The sequence below is a fragment of the Lysinibacillus sp. GW823-FHT02G10 genome, assembly GCF_058797135.1.
On record NZ_JBXAJI010000001.1, the window covers coordinates 1644607 to 1662552 of the forward strand.

At 38.0% G+C, this 17946-nt stretch carries 16 protein-coding genes; 7 read left to right on the top strand and 9 right to left on the bottom strand.

Annotated elements, in window-relative coordinates; translation table 11 throughout:
- Positions 1-697: 697 nt before the first annotated feature.
- Together AC1RFD_RS08630 and AC1RFD_RS08635 are read right to left on the bottom strand one after the other, a co-directional pair.
- Positions 698-1693 carry an LLM class flavin-dependent oxidoreductase gene (locus AC1RFD_RS08630; RefSeq protein ID WP_016994666.1) on the bottom strand — a complete coding sequence of 332 codons (996 nt, stop codon included), beginning with the start codon at positions 1691-1693 and terminating at the stop codon, positions 698-700.
- Positions 1694-1767: 74 nt separating this feature from the next.
- Positions 1768-2193, bottom strand: coding sequence for a hypothetical protein (locus AC1RFD_RS08635; protein ID WP_054550464.1), 426 nt, complete (start codon positions 2191-2193; stop codon positions 1768-1770).
- Positions 2194-2408: 215 nt separating this feature from the next.
- On the opposite strand from AC1RFD_RS08635, the gene AC1RFD_RS08640 reads away from it, so the two are divergent.
- The 5 genes from AC1RFD_RS08640 to AC1RFD_RS08660 all read left to right on the top strand — a co-directional run bounded on the left by AC1RFD_RS08640 (position 2409) and on the right by AC1RFD_RS08660 (position 7486).
- A complete protein-coding gene (locus tag AC1RFD_RS08640; RefSeq protein WP_492474833.1) occupies positions 2409-3176 on the top strand; it encodes a sulfite exporter TauE/SafE family protein in 768 nt (255 codons plus the stop codon).
- A 154-nt stretch (positions 3177-3330) separates the two neighbouring features.
- Positions 3331-3849 carry an RNA polymerase sigma factor SigV gene (gene sigV, locus AC1RFD_RS08645; RefSeq protein WP_004230723.1) on the top strand — a complete coding sequence of 173 codons (519 nt, stop codon included), beginning with the start codon at positions 3331-3333 and terminating at the stop codon, positions 3847-3849.
- Positions 3842-4732, top strand: coding sequence for an anti-sigma-V factor RsiV (gene rsiV, locus AC1RFD_RS08650; protein ID WP_054550465.1), 891 nt, complete (start codon positions 3842-3844; stop codon positions 4730-4732). Before sigV ends, rsiV begins: the two co-directional genes overlap by 8 nt.
- A 148-nt stretch (positions 4733-4880) precedes the next feature.
- On the top strand, positions 4881-6005 hold the full coding sequence (locus tag AC1RFD_RS08655) for a GerAB/ArcD/ProY family transporter (RefSeq protein WP_048392400.1): 1125 nt from the start codon (positions 4881-4883) through the stop codon (positions 6003-6005).
- Complete coding sequence (locus AC1RFD_RS08660) at positions 6005-7486, top strand: spore germination protein (protein ID WP_315062165.1); 1482 nt, start codon at positions 6005-6007, stop codon at positions 7484-7486. The genes AC1RFD_RS08655 and AC1RFD_RS08660 overlap by 1 nt, the downstream gene beginning before the upstream one ends.
- A 39-nt stretch (positions 7487-7525) precedes the next feature.
- Here the strand turns inward: AC1RFD_RS08660 and AC1RFD_RS08665 are convergent, their stop codons facing one another.
- Positions 7526-7945: an SRPBCC family protein gene (locus tag AC1RFD_RS08665; RefSeq protein WP_305192895.1), complete on the bottom strand. Its 420-nt coding sequence runs from the start codon at positions 7943-7945 to the stop codon at positions 7526-7528.
- A 295-nt stretch (positions 7946-8240) separates the two neighbouring features.
- Positions 8241-10001 carry an ABC transporter ATP-binding protein gene (locus AC1RFD_RS08670; protein ID WP_054550469.1) on the bottom strand — a complete coding sequence of 587 codons (1761 nt, stop codon included), beginning with the start codon at positions 9999-10001 and terminating at the stop codon, positions 8241-8243.
- Positions 10002-10416: 415 nt separating this feature from the next.
- Here AC1RFD_RS08670 and AC1RFD_RS08675 point away from each other — a divergent pair, with 415 nt between their 5' ends.
- Both AC1RFD_RS08675 and AC1RFD_RS08680 read left to right on the top strand, forming a co-directional pair.
- Positions 10417-11178, top strand: a complete 762-nt coding sequence (locus AC1RFD_RS08675; RefSeq protein ID WP_016994674.1) for a TerC family protein — start codon at positions 10417-10419, stop codon at positions 11176-11178.
- Between the two features lie 199 nt (positions 11179-11377).
- Positions 11378-11887: a ferritin gene (locus AC1RFD_RS08680; RefSeq protein WP_048392396.1), complete on the top strand. Its 510-nt coding sequence runs from the start codon at positions 11378-11380 to the stop codon at positions 11885-11887.
- 119 nt (positions 11888-12006) lie between these two features.
- Here AC1RFD_RS08680 and AC1RFD_RS08685 read toward each other — a convergent pair whose 3' ends face one another.
- The 5 genes from AC1RFD_RS08685 to AC1RFD_RS08705 all read right to left on the bottom strand — a co-directional run bounded on the left by AC1RFD_RS08685 (position 12007) and on the right by AC1RFD_RS08705 (position 17886).
- Positions 12007-13179 carry an iron-containing alcohol dehydrogenase gene (locus AC1RFD_RS08685; RefSeq protein WP_054550470.1) on the bottom strand — a complete coding sequence of 391 codons (1173 nt, stop codon included), beginning with the start codon at positions 13177-13179 and terminating at the stop codon, positions 12007-12009.
- A gap of 17 nt (positions 13180-13196) precedes the next feature.
- Complete coding sequence (gene ahlS, locus AC1RFD_RS08690) at positions 13197-14042, bottom strand: AhlS family quorum-quenching N-acyl homoserine lactonase (RefSeq protein ID WP_048392394.1); 846 nt, start codon at positions 14040-14042, stop codon at positions 13197-13199.
- A gap of 27 nt (positions 14043-14069) precedes the next feature.
- Positions 14070-15491, bottom strand: coding sequence for an aldehyde dehydrogenase family protein (locus tag AC1RFD_RS08695; protein ID WP_103118361.1), 1422 nt, complete (start codon positions 15489-15491; stop codon positions 14070-14072).
- A 100-nt stretch (positions 15492-15591) separates the two neighbouring features.
- Entirely contained in the window at positions 15592-16593 is a 1002-nt protein-coding gene (locus AC1RFD_RS08700) for a LacI family DNA-binding transcriptional regulator (protein WP_231595618.1), read from the bottom strand.
- A gap of 72 nt (positions 16594-16665) precedes the next feature.
- Entirely contained in the window at positions 16666-17886 is a 1221-nt protein-coding gene (locus AC1RFD_RS08705) for an RtcB family protein (RefSeq protein ID WP_259419647.1), read from the bottom strand.
- Positions 17887-17946 lie beyond the last annotated feature (60 nt).

The following is a 17946-nucleotide window of genomic DNA, read 5'->3' on the forward strand; positions in this document are numbered from 1 at the left end:
TCAAAAATTAATTCCGCGTATTAAACACTTAATACACAGTATGTAGAATGATGGGTTGCTCCTATCAACATGAACATATTTTTTCTCTCGTTAACACCTCAGTGTATTAAGCGCTTAATACACCGACAATAAAAAAATGTATTAAACAGTTAATACACTTCTTGAAATGTATTATATGCTTAATACACATTTTAAGTCAATCACATTTATGGAAATATCTATCAATAATTAAAATCACAGCCAGTTGTACAAGTAGCATACATCATGGATGCAAATATACTTTTCTTCAAACAGACGAGTGTTTTTATCTTCATTGTTAACTGGTAATGACTGTATGTTTTCTTGTAATTATTTTTTAGCACATAAAATATTTTATGTTCACAAGAGGTATAAGAAATAGAAGTTGAGCTATACTATTAAAGATTTCACTTCAAATCCAATGACTAGGAGGGTTAACCCGATGAGTGCGATTGATCGATAACTCAGAAGGACCATCAAAACTGAATAAGCTAAAGTACAGATTTCTTAGGAATATCTTAAGATCCTATGCGGAAGCGAGGCAGTGTGTCATGGAGCAGAAAATGTAAGTGGTAATCAGACCCGGAAATTTATTTCCGGGTTTTTCTAATTGTAAAGCCGTTATTCTAATTCAGCTAAATACATAAAAGCCATATTCAGATGAATATGGCTTTTTCTCTTATCTAATTAATTCCTTTGCAAGGAATCTATAGGTATTTAAACGACTTTCTAATTCATATTGATTGCAATTTAGCATCACTTCATCAAAGCCATAGCGTTCTTGCTCAGCGCTTAAAAAAGCAGCAATGTCTTGGGGTGTCCCGACAAGATTCGCCTTGCGATTATTGTCAATCGTCAATTTATCCATTTCAGTTAATGGATAATCTTTCGCTTCTTCGGGTGACATCGTTTGAATGATTTGCCCTTTCATTAATTGAAGACGAGAAATATCAATCGGTTTAGCTAAATATTCCGCTTCTTCTAGGGTTGGGGCAACTGTTGCTGCATATGTCACAATGATTTGTGGTTTATCCATATAATAAGAAGGCGTAAAATAGGCTTTATAGGCATCAAAGATATCCTTTGACATATTGCCCGTGAAAAATTGTGCATACGAATAGCCTACTCCCAACTGGCCAGCCTGCATTGCGCTCTGACCACTAGAACCTAGTAACCAAGCCTCTGGTAATGAAATATGAGCAGGAGCTGCAACGACTTGATCATAGACATGTTCACCTGTTTTTTGATTATTCATTAGCTTTAATATGATTTCTAGCTTATCATACTGTTCTGTGAAGCGTTGTCGTCTTCCCTCTGCCAAGGCATAGATAGCGGCATGATCACCACCAGGAGCTCTCCCCACACCAAAATCAATACGATTGGGTGCCAGCCCCGATAATGTTTTAAAGACCTCTGCTAGCTTATAGGGTGAATAATGCATCATCATGACACCACCCGTACCAATGCGAAGCCGCTGTGTTTTAGCAGCTAAAAAAGCAGCAGTTACTTCAGGAGCTGAACTCGCCAATGACTGGCTATTATGGTGTTCAGCAAGCCACATACGGTGATAGCCAAGCTCTTCACCTAGCAATGCCAGCTGTTCTGTACGTTGGAAGGCCTCTTCTGCAGAATGACCTTTTGGAATCGGCATTTGATCTAAAATACTTAATCTCATGTAAAACATCCTCTCTGTCTCTAGCTCCCCCTTTTACTGTAATACAGTTTGGATGATTTACAAAATAAAAAACCTTACTCATAAGCTAGTTGTTTCTTTTCCCAAGTGTGATAGACCATGCCAACAAGCTTTTGTTGTTGTTGCTGGTTTAATACGACTTCTTTAAATTTCATTGCCTCTAGGGAAAATTGCTGCGTTTGTTCGTTCACGACAAATTGGAGAATAGCATGTCCTTTTTCATCTTGAAACGTGATATCACCTGACAATTCTACAACTTGCTCCCCAGTTTTTGCTTCATAATAGCGCCAGTAAGGTTCAAAAAAAGCGTAATTAAACGCATTTCGAACTGTGACATCTGAAAAATTCTCCAAATAGCCTTCCTTTACGGTATCAATATACTCATGATCTGTTATATCTTTTTTTGCATTAAAGACATACCCTACAAGTACTCCCATAAACACAACACAGAGAAATACACGTATATGATTTCCTAAACTCATGTCATCACGTCCCCTTTACGTAAAAACACCATTATCTACATAATACATCAAAATAATGACTCCAAGTAGAATTTTTTTGTGTTATGTAGAAATTATCGTCACTTCCTATTGGATCACTTCATTTATTTCTATTAAAAAATAGCAGCTAGAGTATTTACAGCCTATCCTCAGTTCGCTACTATCAGATTATTATGATAGAAAAGAGATGACCTTTTGTGCCTTTTGATTTAGATGTAAATATTTTATTAATTTTAATCCTCTTCGGTTTTTTAGCAGCCTTTATTGATTCAGTGGTTGGAGGAGGTGGGCTTATCTCATTACCAGCTCTTATGTTCGTTGGTCTTCCTCCCTCTGCCGCAGTAGCAACCAATAAATTGGCAGGTACAATGGGTTCCCTTACTAGCACAGTGACATTTTATCGCTCTGGTAAACTAGATATAAAAGCCGTCTATAAGCTATTCCCTTTCGTATTTTTTGGCTCTATGCTGGGTGCTTGGATTGTCCACTTAATGGACCCAAGTGTACTGAAGCCATTAATGCTGATTATGCTTGCAGTCGTTGCCATTTATACCATCTTTAAAAAAGACTGGGGCAGTATGACCACCTTTAAACAATTAACCCCTAAGCGTTCTATTATTTTTGTTTTCGTGATTACACTTATTGGCTTTTATGATGGCTTTTTAGGTCCTGGGACAGGCTCGTTTCTACTCTTTGCTTTTCTCATAGTTGGCTTTGATTTTTTACAATCAGCAGGAAACGCCAAATTTTTAAATTTCAGCAGTAATGTAGCTGCCCTCCTTATGTTTATATACTTAGGACAAATAAATTATGCCTATGGACTACCAATGGGTCTTGCGCAAATTGCAGGAGCTATTGTTGGTTCAAAATTTGCCATTAAACGCGGCAGTGGCTATGTACGTAAATTATTTATCGTTGTGACCATTCTATTACTCTTGAAAAATACATATGACTATTTTTCATGATCAGCCGTTATACTAACGTATGCCAATACTATAGAAGGATCAAACTTATCTCAATTGGGGTAAGTTTTTTTCATGGTATCAACTTTTTCCCTCTCCTCGTACGTCTAGTAAATGTATACAATTTGACAATGTTAAAAAAGGAGCTTCTTTGGACATGAGAACAAGAAATGCATTTCAACATGAAGAGGTGTTTGTCCAATTCATTCGAGAACAAAAAGAGCGTTTTTATTTGCTCGCGTATAGCTATACAAAAAATGAACAGGACGCACTAGATGTTGTACAAGACAGTATCCAAAAAGCCATGCTTTCATTAGATCGACTTGAGAATGTGACCTATATGAAAAGCTGGTTTTATAAAATAGTTGTCCGTACAGCCATAGATTTTTTACGTAAGCATAAACGCTTACAAGTGACAGATGATGATACATTACAATATTTAACACCTGCTCAAGAGGATGTTTATGAGAATGTTGACTTGGAGCATGCGTTGGATGAACTCCCGCAAATGTATCGAGAGGTTGTCATTCTCCATTATTTCGAGGATTTAAAACTCGCTGACGTGGCGAACATCCTCGACATTAAGTTGAGTACAGCCAAATCTCGTCTTTATAAAGCATTAAAACTATTGAAAATCCAATTGGAAGATGTGAAGGGAGAAACTGCACATGGATAAAAAATTACAGGAGTTAGAAAAACAATATATGAAAGTCCCGATTCCAAAAGAGCTAGACTTCGTGGTTGAAAAAGCACTTAAGCAAGGTCGAAAAAAGAAAAAAAATCGTACACCTCAATGGGTCCTTGGATCTGCCGCTGCAGCCATGCTATTTACAGCAGGTTTAAATGTAAGTCCTGCAATGGCACGCACACTCTCAGAAATTCCCGTGGTTGGTAGTGTGATAAAAGTATTGACTTGGACAGAATATGAAGTGGCTGAAGATAATTATGATGCCAACATTAAAGTACCTTCTATTGAAAACTTAGAAAATCAAGATCTGGCGAATACATTAAATGAAAAATATCGTGCAGAAGGTAAGACACTTTACGATGAATTTATGGCAGAAGTGGGCGATTTAAAATTAAATGGCGGTGGTCATTTAGGTATTGATAGTGGCTACGAAATCAAAACTGATAACGAACAAATTTTGTCGATTGGCCGCTATGTAGTGAATACCGTTGCTTCTTCTTCAACGGTGATGGAATACGATACGATCGATAAAGAAAACGAAATTTTAATTACTTTACCAATGCTCTTTAAAGATCAACACTATATTGAAACAATTAGTGAAAATATTAAAGAACAAATGCGTACACAAATAGCTGAATCGAATCAAGATAAAGTTTATTGGGTAAAGGGTGCTGGCCTTGCCGATGAAGAGTTAATGGAGGAATTTACAACTATTAAACCTGATCAGCAATTCTACATTTCTGATAAAGGCAAGCTTGTGATTTCCTTTGATAAATATGAAGTGGCACCTGGCTATATGGGCGTTGTAGAGTTTGAAATCCCAACAGATGTCTTAAAAGAAGATCTTGTAAGCACAAAATATATTCATTAATTTAGCTTACTTTTCCTATGACGAGGTATTGGATGATGGTGTCATCCAATACCTCGTTTTTTCATGAAACCATACCATTTTCTGCTTATAAAGCCGACTTTTTTTGTCAAAGCTAATATGTATCAATCAATGTTAGAGGGTTTTCAACATGAAAAGTGTAGGATCAATCAGTATTTTACATGTCATCTTCCTATCAATGACTGTTATTGGCTTAAAAAATCATGTAACCATTATTCCTCCACTACTAGATGTGGCCAAAAGAGATGGCTGGCTATCGGTATTGTTTGCTGGAGGAATTATTTTCTTTTGGCTATTTTTATTAGTATATATTCAATCAAAATCTAATCAAGAGCCCATCCGAGATTGGCTCGATTCAAAAATCGGGAAAATTGGCTCTACTATTGTTATTTATACAGTTGCTATTTTTTTAATGATTATCGCAGCTTTTACAATGGTTGAAACACTGCAATGGATTAATACTACATTTTTACCGCAAACCCCTGTAATTATCTTACTATTTATCTACGTCATTCTGTGTATTCTTCTTGTGACGACTAGCTTACAGACGCTCGTCATTTTAAACGTTTTTGTATTATTCGGAGTAGTTATCTTTGGCTTTTTCGTGGCCTTTACGAACATGCAGGTAAAAGATTATGAATTATTACGTCCATTTTTTGAACATGGATTCCAGCCTGTCTTGCGAGGCATGATTTTTCCTGCATCAGGGTTTATTGAGCTTTTAATGTTGCTATTTTTACAGCATCAATTTAAGGAACGTATTCGCTGGTACCACTTTGCTATTATGCTGGCTATTTTAGTAGGACTGACATTAGGACCTTTAATTGGAGCCATTACAGAATTTGGACCGAATGAAGCGGCTAAGCAACGCTATCCTGCCTACGAAGAATGGGGATTAGTGACAATCGGTCGCTATATCGAGCATCTTGACTTTTTCTCCATTTATCAATGGCTGACAGGAACCTTTATTCGTGTTAGCTTCCTTTTGTACATTGTGGCAGATTTATTGAAGATGACAGGAGATCCCAAGCGTATATGGCAAATGCTTGCTCCTCCCTTCTTTATTCTTTGTTTACCATTAATCATGCTAAATGAAAGCCTATTTTTAAAAGTAAAAGGAAATTATATTCTGGCAGCCACTTTTATTTTTTTCTTTTTACTGTCAATATTTTTCGTAGTCGTAGCTTTCTTGTCGGATAAATCTTCTAAAAAGGGGAAAACTGAAAAACAAGATAAGAAAAGTGGTGAATCATAATGCCTCAGCAAGAACAAGCGCTAGATCTTAGTACGCTCAGAAAATTATTTCAAAAATCAGCAGATATTCAATTTCAGGAATATATGTTTAATCAGCAGAAAGTACACTTTATTACGTGTGATGCTATGATTGATCAACAAATGCTTAATGAAGTGATTATTCAACGTATTCAATATTTATATGATCATTTGGATGAGGTTCCCTTTGAAGAGAATATCGCAAGGCATCTTCATGTTCCAAGTATTCAAAAAGTACAAGACAAGGAACAGCTGATAACTTTTGTCTATAGTGGCTTCTTGTTGTTGTATTTTGACGAAGACAATCTTTTATATGCAAGCAATATTGCCCAAAAGCCGAATCGCCAGCCTGAAGAAACGCGCATGGAGGTTCTTGTTAAAGGGCCCAGAGATAATTTCATTGAAGATATTCGCGTCAATATCGCACTCATAAGAAAACGCTTGCCGACCAACTCATTTTGTGTGGAAAAAGTGGAGCTTGGGAAACGATCAAAAACTACGGTAGCCATTCTTTATTTTGATGATATTGTGGATATGGATATTTTACATGGCATCAAAAAGCAGCTTGCTGCTGTTGATACAGATATTGTTTTTAGTGGCGATTTATTGATGGAACGGGTGAATAAAAATTCCAAGCTTTTTCCGAAGTTTGATTATACGGGACGACCTGATTATGCGGTTCAGGCCTTAGCAAGAGGACGTTTTATTATTTTTGTAGATGGCGTCGCCTATGCTATCGTTACCCCTGTCAATTTGTTCCTCTTACTGAAATCAGCTGAGGATAATGAATATCCTATTATTTTCAGTTCACTCGAACGATTATTAAGAATATTTGGTATTTTAATCGGCTTACTACTTCCTGCATTCTGGCTTGCCTTGACAACCTATCACCAAAACCAATTGCCGCTTCAACTACTCGCAACCGTCGTGCAAGCGAAGGCTGGCTTACCGCTCCCCTCTTCACTTGAAATGTTGCTGATGTTGCTGATGTTTGAATTATTTCGTGAAGCAGGCTTGCGTCTCCCTTCCGTTATTGGTGGGACCATCAGTGTTGTAGGTGGATTAATTATTGGGGATGCAGCCATTCGAGCAGGTGTAACGAGTCCTGAAATGATCGTTGTCATCGCTATTTCTACCATTGCTTCCTTTACATTAGTGAATCAGTCACTTGTTACTTCAGTTAGCATATTACGCGTTGCCTTTATCTTTGCTAGTGCCTTTTTCGGGTTATTTGGCTTCTTTGTTTCTTTATACCTGACACTGCTTTATTTAAGTAATATTCGAATTTACGGCTACTCTTACATGAACCTAGCAACAGATCTAAATTGGGCAACCATTAAAAAATCCATCTTTCGATTATCACCCAAAGGCTATACAGAGCGGAACAAAGCGCTTGCTCCTCAGGATTATACACGAACTTCAAAAGGGCATGAGAACAAAGATTCTCCACATAAAAACAAATAGCATCCCTATCCATTGTGAAGGGATGCTATTTTTATTCGCTCAACTATTTTGGACTCTTTCTTTTATAAGGTCCAGTACACTTTCCCAATGACCTTTCATTTCTTCTCGTACTGTCTGATCAGAAAGATGTTCTTGATGAAAGCTAATGGTTGTTTTATTATGCTCCTTGGGTAAAATACGGATTTGTACGGTAGATGGTTTTGACCACTCTTCCTTTTGCCAAGTCAATCGAAGCTGCTCTAATGGTTTAACAATCCTGATTTCGCCTGTCCCTGTCTTTGAATGATATTTGTACCCAGGTTCGAATATAACTGAAGTGTCTTCCCCCAGCCATGTACGTACTCCTTCTGTTGTCGTAATCAATGCCCATGCTTGCTCCTGCGAAATTGGAAATGTCCTTCTAACCCCGATTTGAAAACCCACACTTTTCGTTTGACCGATAATTTTTTCGTTATCCATTGCTTCACCTCTATTTTATGACCTTTATTGTGAACTGTAATGTTCTATTCGATTTACCTGCTAAACATTCCTTCTATGATTCATAAATGAATGTTCCATTTTCCATATTAAAGATTTGACCTGTTACCCTATGCATATTCGATGGCATTACCTTCAATCGATTCCCTCTTTCCACATAAACCTTCACTATGCATGTCAGTGTCCTTTGGCTACCACATAAGCAGTTGTACAAGTAACTAAGGGAAGCAACCAAAAAAGGGAAATTGTTTAAAAAAACAATCTCCCCCTCCTTCATTTACGTCAATTCCACAAACTCTTTCTGAACGCTTTGTTCTGTTTGTCCCTTGCGAAATTGAATATGATGAAGCTTTGCAAAAATCCCATTTTGAGCCACTAGCTCATCATAGGTACCATCCTCTTCAATGCCCTTCGGTGTCACAACTAATACACGATCAGCATTGCGAATAGTTGCCAGTCGATGGGCAATAACTAGTGTTGTACGATTTTCAGCAAGCTCTGTTAACGATTGCTGAATAATCATTTCTGTTTCTGTATCTAAGGCAGAGGTTGCCTCGTCTAAAATTAAGATAGGCGGGTTCTTTAGGAACATACGAGCAATCGCTAGTCGTTGCTTTTGTCCTCCTGATAATTTTAAGCCACGTTCACCTATTTGTGTATCATAGCCATCGGGCAGCTCTGCAATAAATGCCTCTAGATGTGCTTTTTTCGCTGCCTCTCGAATTTCCGCTTCACTTGCATCTAATTTTCCATAGGCAATGTTTTCACGAATCGTACCTGTAAATAAAAAGACGTCCTGCTGTACGATACCAATTTGAGCACGTAATGACGCTTGTGTCATATTACGTATATCGATACCATCAATCGTAATAGCGCCTTTTGTCACCTCATAAAATCGAGGAATCAATGAGCAGATTGTAGTTTTACCAGCACCCGAAGGCCCTACAAAGGCAATGGTTTGGCCAGCTTTTACATCAAATGATATATCATGTAAAACCTGTTTGGATGCATCATAATTAAAATGAACGTGATTGAAGGCAATATTTCCATCTAAATGTTTTATAACCTTTGCATCCTCACGATCTTGAATTTCTGGCTCCTGTTCAATTAATTCACGGAAGCGCTTAAAGCCAGCCATTCCTTTCGGATAAAGCTCTAATAAAGCACTAATTTTATCAATTGGTTTAATCAGGACATTCGTATATAAAACAAAGCTCACTAGCTCCCCATAAGATAATTTCCCATTAAAGCTTAGCCAAGCACCGACCACTAACACCATTAATGTAAGGAGGCGCGTCATCATGTAAATACTGGAGTGTGTCCCTGCCATAATTTTATAGGCATATAATTTAGCCGTACGGAAAAATCCATTTTGCTCCTTAAAGCGTTTAATTTCAAAATCTTCATTTGTAAAGGATTTCACAACACGGACACCAGACACACTATCCTCTACACGTCCGTTCACATCAGCAATTTTGCCATACATCGTTTTCCAAGCATTGTTCATTTTTATATTACTAAATGTCACAAGCCATGTTAAAAATGGCACCATAATCGCTGCAATCAAAGCGAGTGTTGGATTGACATTAAACATAATGGCAAAGGCCCCAACAAAGGTCATGATTGCAATGAAGAGATCCTCTGGTCCATGATGGGCAAACTCGCCTATATCAAACAAATCATTGGTAATGCGACTCATAATATGACCTGTTTTCGTATTATCAAAGAATCGGAAAGATTGCCTTTGTACATGCGTAAATAATTCCTGACGCATATCCGTTTCGATATTTATGCCTAGTTTATGCCCTAAATAGTTAACGATAAAGTTCAATAATGTACTAATAGCATAAACAAGCAGTAATAGGACACTTATTTTCACGATCATGCCCCAATCCCCTGTTGGCAATAACTCATCGATAAACCATTGAACAGCCAATGGAAACGCAAGCTCTAAGATTGCTACAATAATGGCACTCGAAAAATCGATGACAAACAATCGTTTATGTGGCTTGTAGTAGGAAAAAAATTTTCTATACATGTTTGTCTCCTCTCTAAGTTGTAAAAATTTTGCCTATCTTTTAATAGTACCATTTGTGCAAACGTAACGGAAAAGTATTTTTTCTCCATAGCAGTATATTTTTATTTACTTTTAAAATGTTGCATGTTACTATGTTAGTAAGAATTGAATAGCTTTTGACTTTATTGTCAAAGGGGAGTAGCTAGCAGATGCGATCGAAGCATCTGATTCACATTCGTCATTACATGGTATATTACCATCGGGTGTGATGGCATTTCTTGTCACACAGAACACTTTCTGTGCAACGAACAGTTAATTGCTTAGCAAGACCTTTGCCTATTTTTTAGGCAGGGGTCTTTTTCTTTTGCTTAAAATAGGGAAAGAATAAGTTAGCAAGCCATTCATTTCTGTTCAACAATTAAAGGAGGCAATAAATTTGGAGGCAATATTTTTAGAATACGCATGGGTACTTGTCGTATTAATTGTACTAGAAGGTTTGTTAGCAGCAGACAACGCCGTCGTAATGGCTGTTATGGTTAAGCATTTACCAAAGGCACAACAACAAAAAGCTTTATTGTATGGATTGGTGGGGGCATTTGTTTTCCGTTTTGCCGCATTATTCCTTATTACAACGCTCGTTAATTTCTGGCAGATTCAAGCAATAGGTGCCGCTTATCTACTGTTTATGTCTATTAAGCATATTTATGATTCGCGGAAAGCATCTCAAAACTCCGAAGAAATTCAAGAGCCGAAAAAACAATCTGGCTTCTGGATGACGGTTGTAAAAGTAGAACTTGCTGATATCGCATTTGCTGTGGATTCTATTCTTGCGGCGGTTGCCATTGCTGTCACACTTCCACATATCGGTGATTTTGATATTGGCGGTATTAACGCAGGTCAGTTCGCAGTAATGTTCTTAGGTGGTATTATTGGTGTCATCATGATGCGTTTCGCAGCTCGTTGGTTTGTAAAGGTTCTCGACAAATTCCCATCACTTGAAACAGCTGCTTTCCTAATTGTCGGCTGGGTTGGTGTAAAATTAGCTGTATTAACATTAGCACATGAAAAATTGGGTGTGATTCCACACGAATTCCCCCACTCCACTCTTTGGAAAGCTATTTTCTGGATTGTCTTAATTGCTATCGCATTAGGTGGCTACCTAATCGGTGTCAAAAATCAAAAGAAACAAGAACAATAATAATGAAAAATCGCTTCGATTACGATCGGGGCGATTTTTTTATTTTCTTAAAAATATAAAAGAAGTTATTTTCTAATTGAGAACGAATATCAATTATTTTTTGCATGAATTGCTTTAAAAATTAAATTTTTTGTATGTTACTGCCTCTACGCTGTATACTAGTAAAGAAGTCATTTACTGCAAAAGGAGGAAAACTTTTATGTTATCTGAAAAACTACACACAGCTCTTAATGAACAAATGAATTTTGAATTCTACTCTGCGCATGCCTATATGGCAATGGCAGCCTATTGCACAGATCAAGATTATGATGGCTTCGCTAACTTCTTTTTAGTACAAGCAGAAGAAGAACGCTTCCATGCCATGAAATTTTATAATTTCTTAAGTGATATGGGCTACCGCGCAACAATTCAAGGTTTTGAAAGCCCAGGCAATCATTTCGAATCCATTTTAGATGCCTTTAAAACGGCTCTATCACACGAAAAAGAAGTGACACGCCGTATTTACAATTTATCAGACATTGCTTTAGATGAACGTGAGCATGCGACAATGGCCTTCTTAAAATGGTTTATCGACGAGCAAGTAGAAGAAGAATCTACATTTGATACATTAATTCGTAAAATCGAGCGTATCGAAACTGACTCAAACGCAATCTTTATGCTAGATGCAGAATTGGCTACACGTACATTTACACCAGATACAGAAGCATAATATTTCTTATAAAAAATCTGCCATTAAGGCAGATTTTTTTAGGTATCTATCTTGCTTGTGGGATTTTCAAAAGATGCAATAAAAGAGAAACGTTGAAAAATCAACGTTTCTCAGGTTCTTTATGGTTCCCTTACCACTCCATCAAAGGCAGCTTGATAGATTTGATAGATATCTTCACGCTTTAATGGCATTGGACTTCGCGCTAAAATACGCGTTTGTTTTGTAGCATCCTCTGTTAGCTGTTCAAGTGCTGATGCAGGGATATTGAATCCTTGTAATGTTGAGGGAATTTTCACATCTTGAACGAGTTGTTGTAAGGCGTCAACACATTTATAGGAAGCCTCTTCTTGCGATAAATAGGAAGATGATATCCCCATGGCATCTAAAATATCTTTCATTCGTTTTTCACAGCTTTGACGAATATACCCCATGACATATGGTAATAGTACTGCATTGGAATCACCATGAGCTATATGGAACTGACCTCCCAGGGGATAGGCTAAAGCATGGACGCCTGCTACACCGGCATTGAAAAAGGCTAACCCTGCTAAATAGCTGCCATAACTCATATCTGTGCGCGCTTGCTTGTCTTGCCCATTATGGACAGCTGTTCGTATTGACTGGCTAATTAAACGGATAGCTTGTAGTGCAAGTGCATCTGTTACTGCATTCGCATTTACTGATACATAGGCTTCTATCGCATGAGTTAACGCGTCTACCCCAGTCGCAGCCGTTACCTTCGATGGTAAGGAAATCGTTAAGGCAGGATCTACAATCGCTACATCCGCTAATAAATAATCATGTGTCACAACATCCTTGGTCGTATCCAGTGATAGCACAGAAATATTTGTAACCTCTGAGCCTGTCCCAGAAGTGGTAGGAATTAAAATTTTAGGTAACCCCTTATTATCCAATGTTTTCGTTCCTGTTAGGTTTAAATAATCTGCAACTTTTCCATCATGTTTAGCTAATACGGCGGCAAGCTTCGCTAAATCCAGTGCACTGCCCCCACCTACACCAATCACCAAATCAAATGGATGCTTTCTCGTAAAATCAACCAGTTTTTCGCCAATTGCAAGCGGAGGCTCTGGTGCAATATCCGTATAAATGGTCGTTGTATAGCCTTTCTCAATCAAAGGCTTTTCAACATTGTCCGTTAGACCTATTTCTTTTAATAATGGATCTGTCACGATCAAAATATTGTGAGCGTTAAACTTCTTTACCTCTAGCAGAAGCTGACTCAAACAGCCCCAGCCAGTATAGCTAGCAGGCGTAAAGGTTAATTTATGCATGGCTTCTCTACTCCTATCTATTCATAATAGCCTTCCGTTGATTTTCTAAATGATTTAAATTGAATAGGATCATGGCCAAACCATACCTGTGAATTTGTTTCATTTGCTAGTCTTCGAATCCGTTCCACTGTTGAATTATAGCCTACAGAATCGTAGATAATGCCTGGTGGCTTGACAGGAGGCCCAAAGCTTTCTGCCGTATAAATGGCATCTGAGGCTAAAATAATGCCACCTGTGTCAGGCATTTGAATATGCAAACCTAGCATTCCCCAAGCATGACCACTACCAAAATTTAATACTTGTATCCCTTCAGCTAGTTTTACATGATCCTCGCCACGTTTGATTAAGCGCCATTGTAGATTGTTTTTAATCCACATATCAATGTCACCCCAAACATAGGCACCGTCTTTCACGTTTCTAGCATATGTTTGTAATGTGCCATTAAACTCATCTTCCTGTACAATAATTGTGGCATTTGTAAAGAGTTCTAAGCACCCTGCATGGTCGAGATGCAAATGGGAAGCAACAACATATTTGATATCCTCTGGACGAACATTTAATTCTTCTAGACGATGATGTAAATAGCATTCTTCTGGCATATTAATAGGAAATGCTTTTTGCGTAAATTCACCCCATCGCCCTTCTGGACCCATCGAGTTTGGATTGCATGCAGTATCAAATAGAATTTTGCCTTCTGGATGATCAATCAATACTGTATAAACAGGGAATTCAACAAATTCATTTGGCTGGTTTGGATGATCGATGGTTGCGGGATTGTGCATCGCAATCATATAATTTTTATCCATTCGCATCGTACCATTGTCCATCACATACAATTTTGGATGTTGTTTAATCATTTTCATTTTCCCATCTCCATTCGTGATTATTAGTTATTGGTTATTCCAAATTACTAGCTTCATTTCCGTCATTTCTTCTAACGCATATTTAATGCCTTCACGGCCTGTGCCGCTTTCCTTTACACCACCATATGGCATGTGATCTACTCGATAAGTAGGTACATCATTAATGATGACTCCACCAACGTGCAATGCTTTTGTAGCCTGAAAAGCTGTCTGAATAGAAGGAGTGAAGATGCCTGCCTGTAGGCCATAGTGAGAATTATTGATAGCCGCTATCCCTTCATCAATGGTGGATACCGTATTAACGATAACAACAGGTGCAAAAATTTCTTCACAGGATACACGACTCTGTGGCTGAACATTATATAAAACAGTGGGCAATAAAATATGATTGTCAATGTGACCACCTGTAATTACTTGTGCCCCTTCAGCTACTGCCTCTTTAATCCATTGATAAGCACGCTGTTGTTCAGCTTGTGAAATCATCATAGCAAGATCTGTTTGATTATCCATTGGATCACCAATTGTAAGCTGCTCTATTTTTTCCTTCAGCCGAATTAAAAATTCCTCCACCATACTTTCCATGACATAGATACGTTGTAAAGAAATACAGACTTGACCTTGGTTGGAAAAGGCCCCCATCACAATGCGATCCATAATACGCTCTAGCTGTACCCCTTCATCGATAATTACGCCTGCATTGGAACCTAATTCTAAGGTTACTTTCTTCAAGCCTGCACGATTGCGTAGAGAAATCCCTACCGCTGGACTTCCTGTAAACGTTATCATCTTAACATTTGGATGTGCTAAAAATGCATCGCCTACTAATTTACCTTGTCCAGTTACAAGATTAAAGGCACCTGCTGGTAAATTTGTTTGCGCCAATAATTTTGCCAAAAAATGGGCGGATAGCGCTGTTTGTGTGGCAGGTTTCAATACAATCGTATTGCCTGCAGCTAATGCTGGCCCAACTTTGTGTGCTACTAGATTTTGCGGAAAGTTAAATGGTGTAATCGCTGCCACAACACCGATTGGCTCTCTTAATGTATAAGCAAAGCGCCCCTCTCCATTTTTTGATGCATCCATTGGAACCATTTCACCAGTAAGTCGCTTTGCTTCTTCTGCCGCAAATTTATAGGTTTCAACTGTGCGATCAATTTCAGCGTAAGCATACTTTAACGGTTTGGCTGATTCCATTGCAATGATACTTGCTGCTTCATCTCTATTTTCTGCAAAAAGGGTGGATAACTGCTCTAAAATCTCTGCTCGTTGAAAAGCAGTTAATGCAGCCATTTGAGGAGCTGCAGCATGCGCACTTTCAATGGCCTCCTGTACATCTTTTTCAGTGGCCATCGCAAAGTGTGCCAATACCTCTTGTGAATAGGGAGATTGGATCTCCATCCATTCAGCAGTCATCTTCCATTCTCCTTTAATCCATAAGCCCTTTTTCAATCGTAATTCACTCCTTTCTTTTTATGGTTACGTATTCATTTCAGAAAATAAAGAAATGAATACGTAACCATTTTGGTGTAAAAAATAAACTGATGGTCTATCAGTTTATTTTACACGTTGTATTTCTTGGGAAAATCTTAACAGACTCTGTTTGTCTAATGCAAGTACTTTTTTTCTCCATTACCTCAAATAATTTTTCGATAGCAATAAAACCTAAGTTCTCTTCTGATGTTAAACCTACAGTTGTTAAGGCAATAGAGTGATGTTTACTAAGCTCTACATTATCAATACCAATGATATTAAAATCTCTCGGAACCTGAAAACCTCTCTCTAAACAAAGATTCAATATTTCAATGGCAATGGCATCCGTAGCAGCACAAATAGCTGTTGGTCTTTTTTCGAGTTGTAAAAGCTCTGCAAACGCACGTTCAATATCCATTTTATTGGTGTTCGTTAAAAAAGTAGGCACTAATTTTGCATCTAGCCCATAATCCTGTAAAGCTTGTTCAAATCCCAGATAGCGTCCATAGAAGGTACTCATTTGATGTGGACCCCCTATCCAACATAAAGAGTCATGCCCTAATGATAGGACATGCTTGGTCGCAAGGTAACCAGCTTGAACATTATCAATTTCTACAAAATGTCTATTCTCTTTATGCTTACGGTTAAACATAATAAATGGAATAGCTAGTTTTTCTAGTTTATAAAATAAATCATCTTGATACAACATAGAAGACAATATAATTGCGTCTGCTTTCGTTTCTAAAACGGCATTGTAGATTGAATTAAGATTATCCTCTGTGCCAAAATAGACATTAACTTTATAGCCACGTGCATTAACATAATTCACGATGGCTGTAGTTGTATCAACAAAAAAAGGGTTGTGTAAGGGCCCTGAAATCAATGTAATAATACCTGTTTTTTTCTGAACAAGCGATCTTGCTATATCATTTGGCACATAGTTTAGTTCCTCTATCGCCTGCATTACTTTTTCAATTGTTTTTGGCTTTACAAGCTCTGGTGTATTCAATACTCTAGATACAGTTGTTTGTGAGACACCAGCATGCTTCGCCACATCTTTTGAAGATACCAAAAAAACCACCCATTTCATCATTGTGAAGCTATATTATATCATCTATAGAATACTGATTATAGTGATGATTCCTTCTCTACCTTAACGCTTTCGCTCATATGGCTTTGTAGCTTCACTCGCTTTAAAGTTATAAACAGGTTTAATAACTTTGACAATATCTACAGTTTCCCCAATCGCAGAAGTAATTTCTGTCATCGGCTTATAGGCCATTGGTGCCTCATCCAATGTTTCTTCATTGACTGATGTTGTCCAAATCCCCTGCATCGTATCTTTAAAATCGGCCATATTCAAAGCTTTTTTCGCTGCGCGTCGTGAAAACATGCGTCCTGCTCCATGGGGGGCTGAATAATTCCATTCCGCATTGCCTTTCCCTATACAAATCAGAGATCCATCCCGCATATTCATTGGAATAACTAGCTTTTCATCTTTATTTGCACGAACAGCCCCTTTGCGAAGCGTCATCGTTTCTGTATCGATATAGTTATGAATCGTATCAAACGTATCCGTAAAATGCCAATCCATCTGTTTAGCAATGGTTTCTGCAATGGTCCAACGATTCATCCGTGCAAATTGCTGTGCAATCTTCATATCATGGATATAATCATGGAAAGCTTCCCCCTCTAAATATGACAAGTCTTTCGGAACGAACGGTGTTTGTTCTTTATAGGCTTGTATCATGGATTGAATCTCTTGTTGTCGTCCTTGCTGTTTCATTGCCTCTATTTTTTCTGTCAAATCTTCTCGACGTAAATTTTCATAAGCTCTTTTTTGATGCCAATTAGCAACCTTTGCCCCTACATAGCGTGACCCCGTATGGATGAGCAAATAGTGCTGATCATCTTCATCTTTGGCAAGTTCAATAAAATGGTTGCCTCCCCCAAGTGTACCTAATGACAAGTTCGTATAGTCGTCTTTCAAGCCGCTTGCTCGAAATTGTTTACCTTCAAACTCTACAAAATGTCGGCTTGGCGATACTTCTTTATGAATATCCTGCCCACTTGGTACATATGTGCGAATGATGGCATCGAGTTGAGCAAAATCAACTGTTGTTACGTCTAATTGTGCTACAAATACACCACACCCCACATCAATGCCGACAAGATTGGGTACAACACGGTCTTGCAATTGGATGGTCGTGCCAATGACACATCCTTTACCCGCATGATAATCTGGCATAATACGTACTTTAGTGCCTGCCATAAAAGCCTGGTCTGTTAATTCTTGAATCTGATCAACAGCTGTTTGTAATGCTGTTTGCGCAAAGATTTTTGCATTCGTGAAGCGTCCATTTATTTCAATCAAGTGTATCCCTCCTTACTACTTATACGTAAAACTGGAATGATTTGTTTCATATCATAAAGA

What these genes read in the sequence shown, in the direction of transcription:
- AC1RFD_RS08630 (WP_016994666.1), bottom strand. Translation starts at nt 1,693, where the DNA reads ATGAGATTAAGTATTTTAGATCAAATGCCGATTCCAAAAGGTCATTCT.
- AC1RFD_RS08635 (WP_054550464.1), bottom strand. Translation starts at nt 2,193, where the DNA reads ATGAGTTTAGGAAATCATATACGTGTATTTCTCTGTGTTGTGTTTATG.
- sigV (WP_004230723.1), top strand. Translation starts at nt 3,331, where the DNA reads ATGAGAACAAGAAATGCATTTCAACATGAAGAGGTGTTTGTCCAATTC.
- rsiV (WP_054550465.1), top strand. Translation starts at nt 3,842, where the DNA reads ATGGATAAAAAATTACAGGAGTTAGAAAAACAATATATGAAAGTCCCG.
- AC1RFD_RS08655 (WP_048392400.1), top strand. Translation starts at nt 4,881, where the DNA reads ATGAAAAGTGTAGGATCAATCAGTATTTTACATGTCATCTTCCTATCA.
- AC1RFD_RS08660 (WP_315062165.1), top strand. Translation starts at nt 6,005, where the DNA reads ATGCCTCAGCAAGAACAAGCGCTAGATCTTAGTACGCTCAGAAAATTA.
- AC1RFD_RS08665 (WP_305192895.1), bottom strand. Translation starts at nt 7,945, where the DNA reads ATGGATAACGAAAAAATTATCGGTCAAACGAAAAGTGTGGGTTTTCAA.
- AC1RFD_RS08670 (WP_054550469.1), bottom strand. Translation starts at nt 10,001, where the DNA reads ATGTATAGAAAATTTTTTTCCTACTACAAGCCACATAAACGATTGTTT.
- AC1RFD_RS08680 (WP_048392396.1), top strand. Translation starts at nt 11,378, where the DNA reads ATGTTATCTGAAAAACTACACACAGCTCTTAATGAACAAATGAATTTT.
- AC1RFD_RS08685 (WP_054550470.1), bottom strand. Translation starts at nt 13,179, where the DNA reads ATGCATAAATTAACCTTTACGCCTGCTAGCTATACTGGCTGGGGCTGT.
- ahlS (WP_048392394.1), bottom strand. Translation starts at nt 14,042, where the DNA reads ATGAAAATGATTAAACAACATCCAAAATTGTATGTGATGGACAATGGT.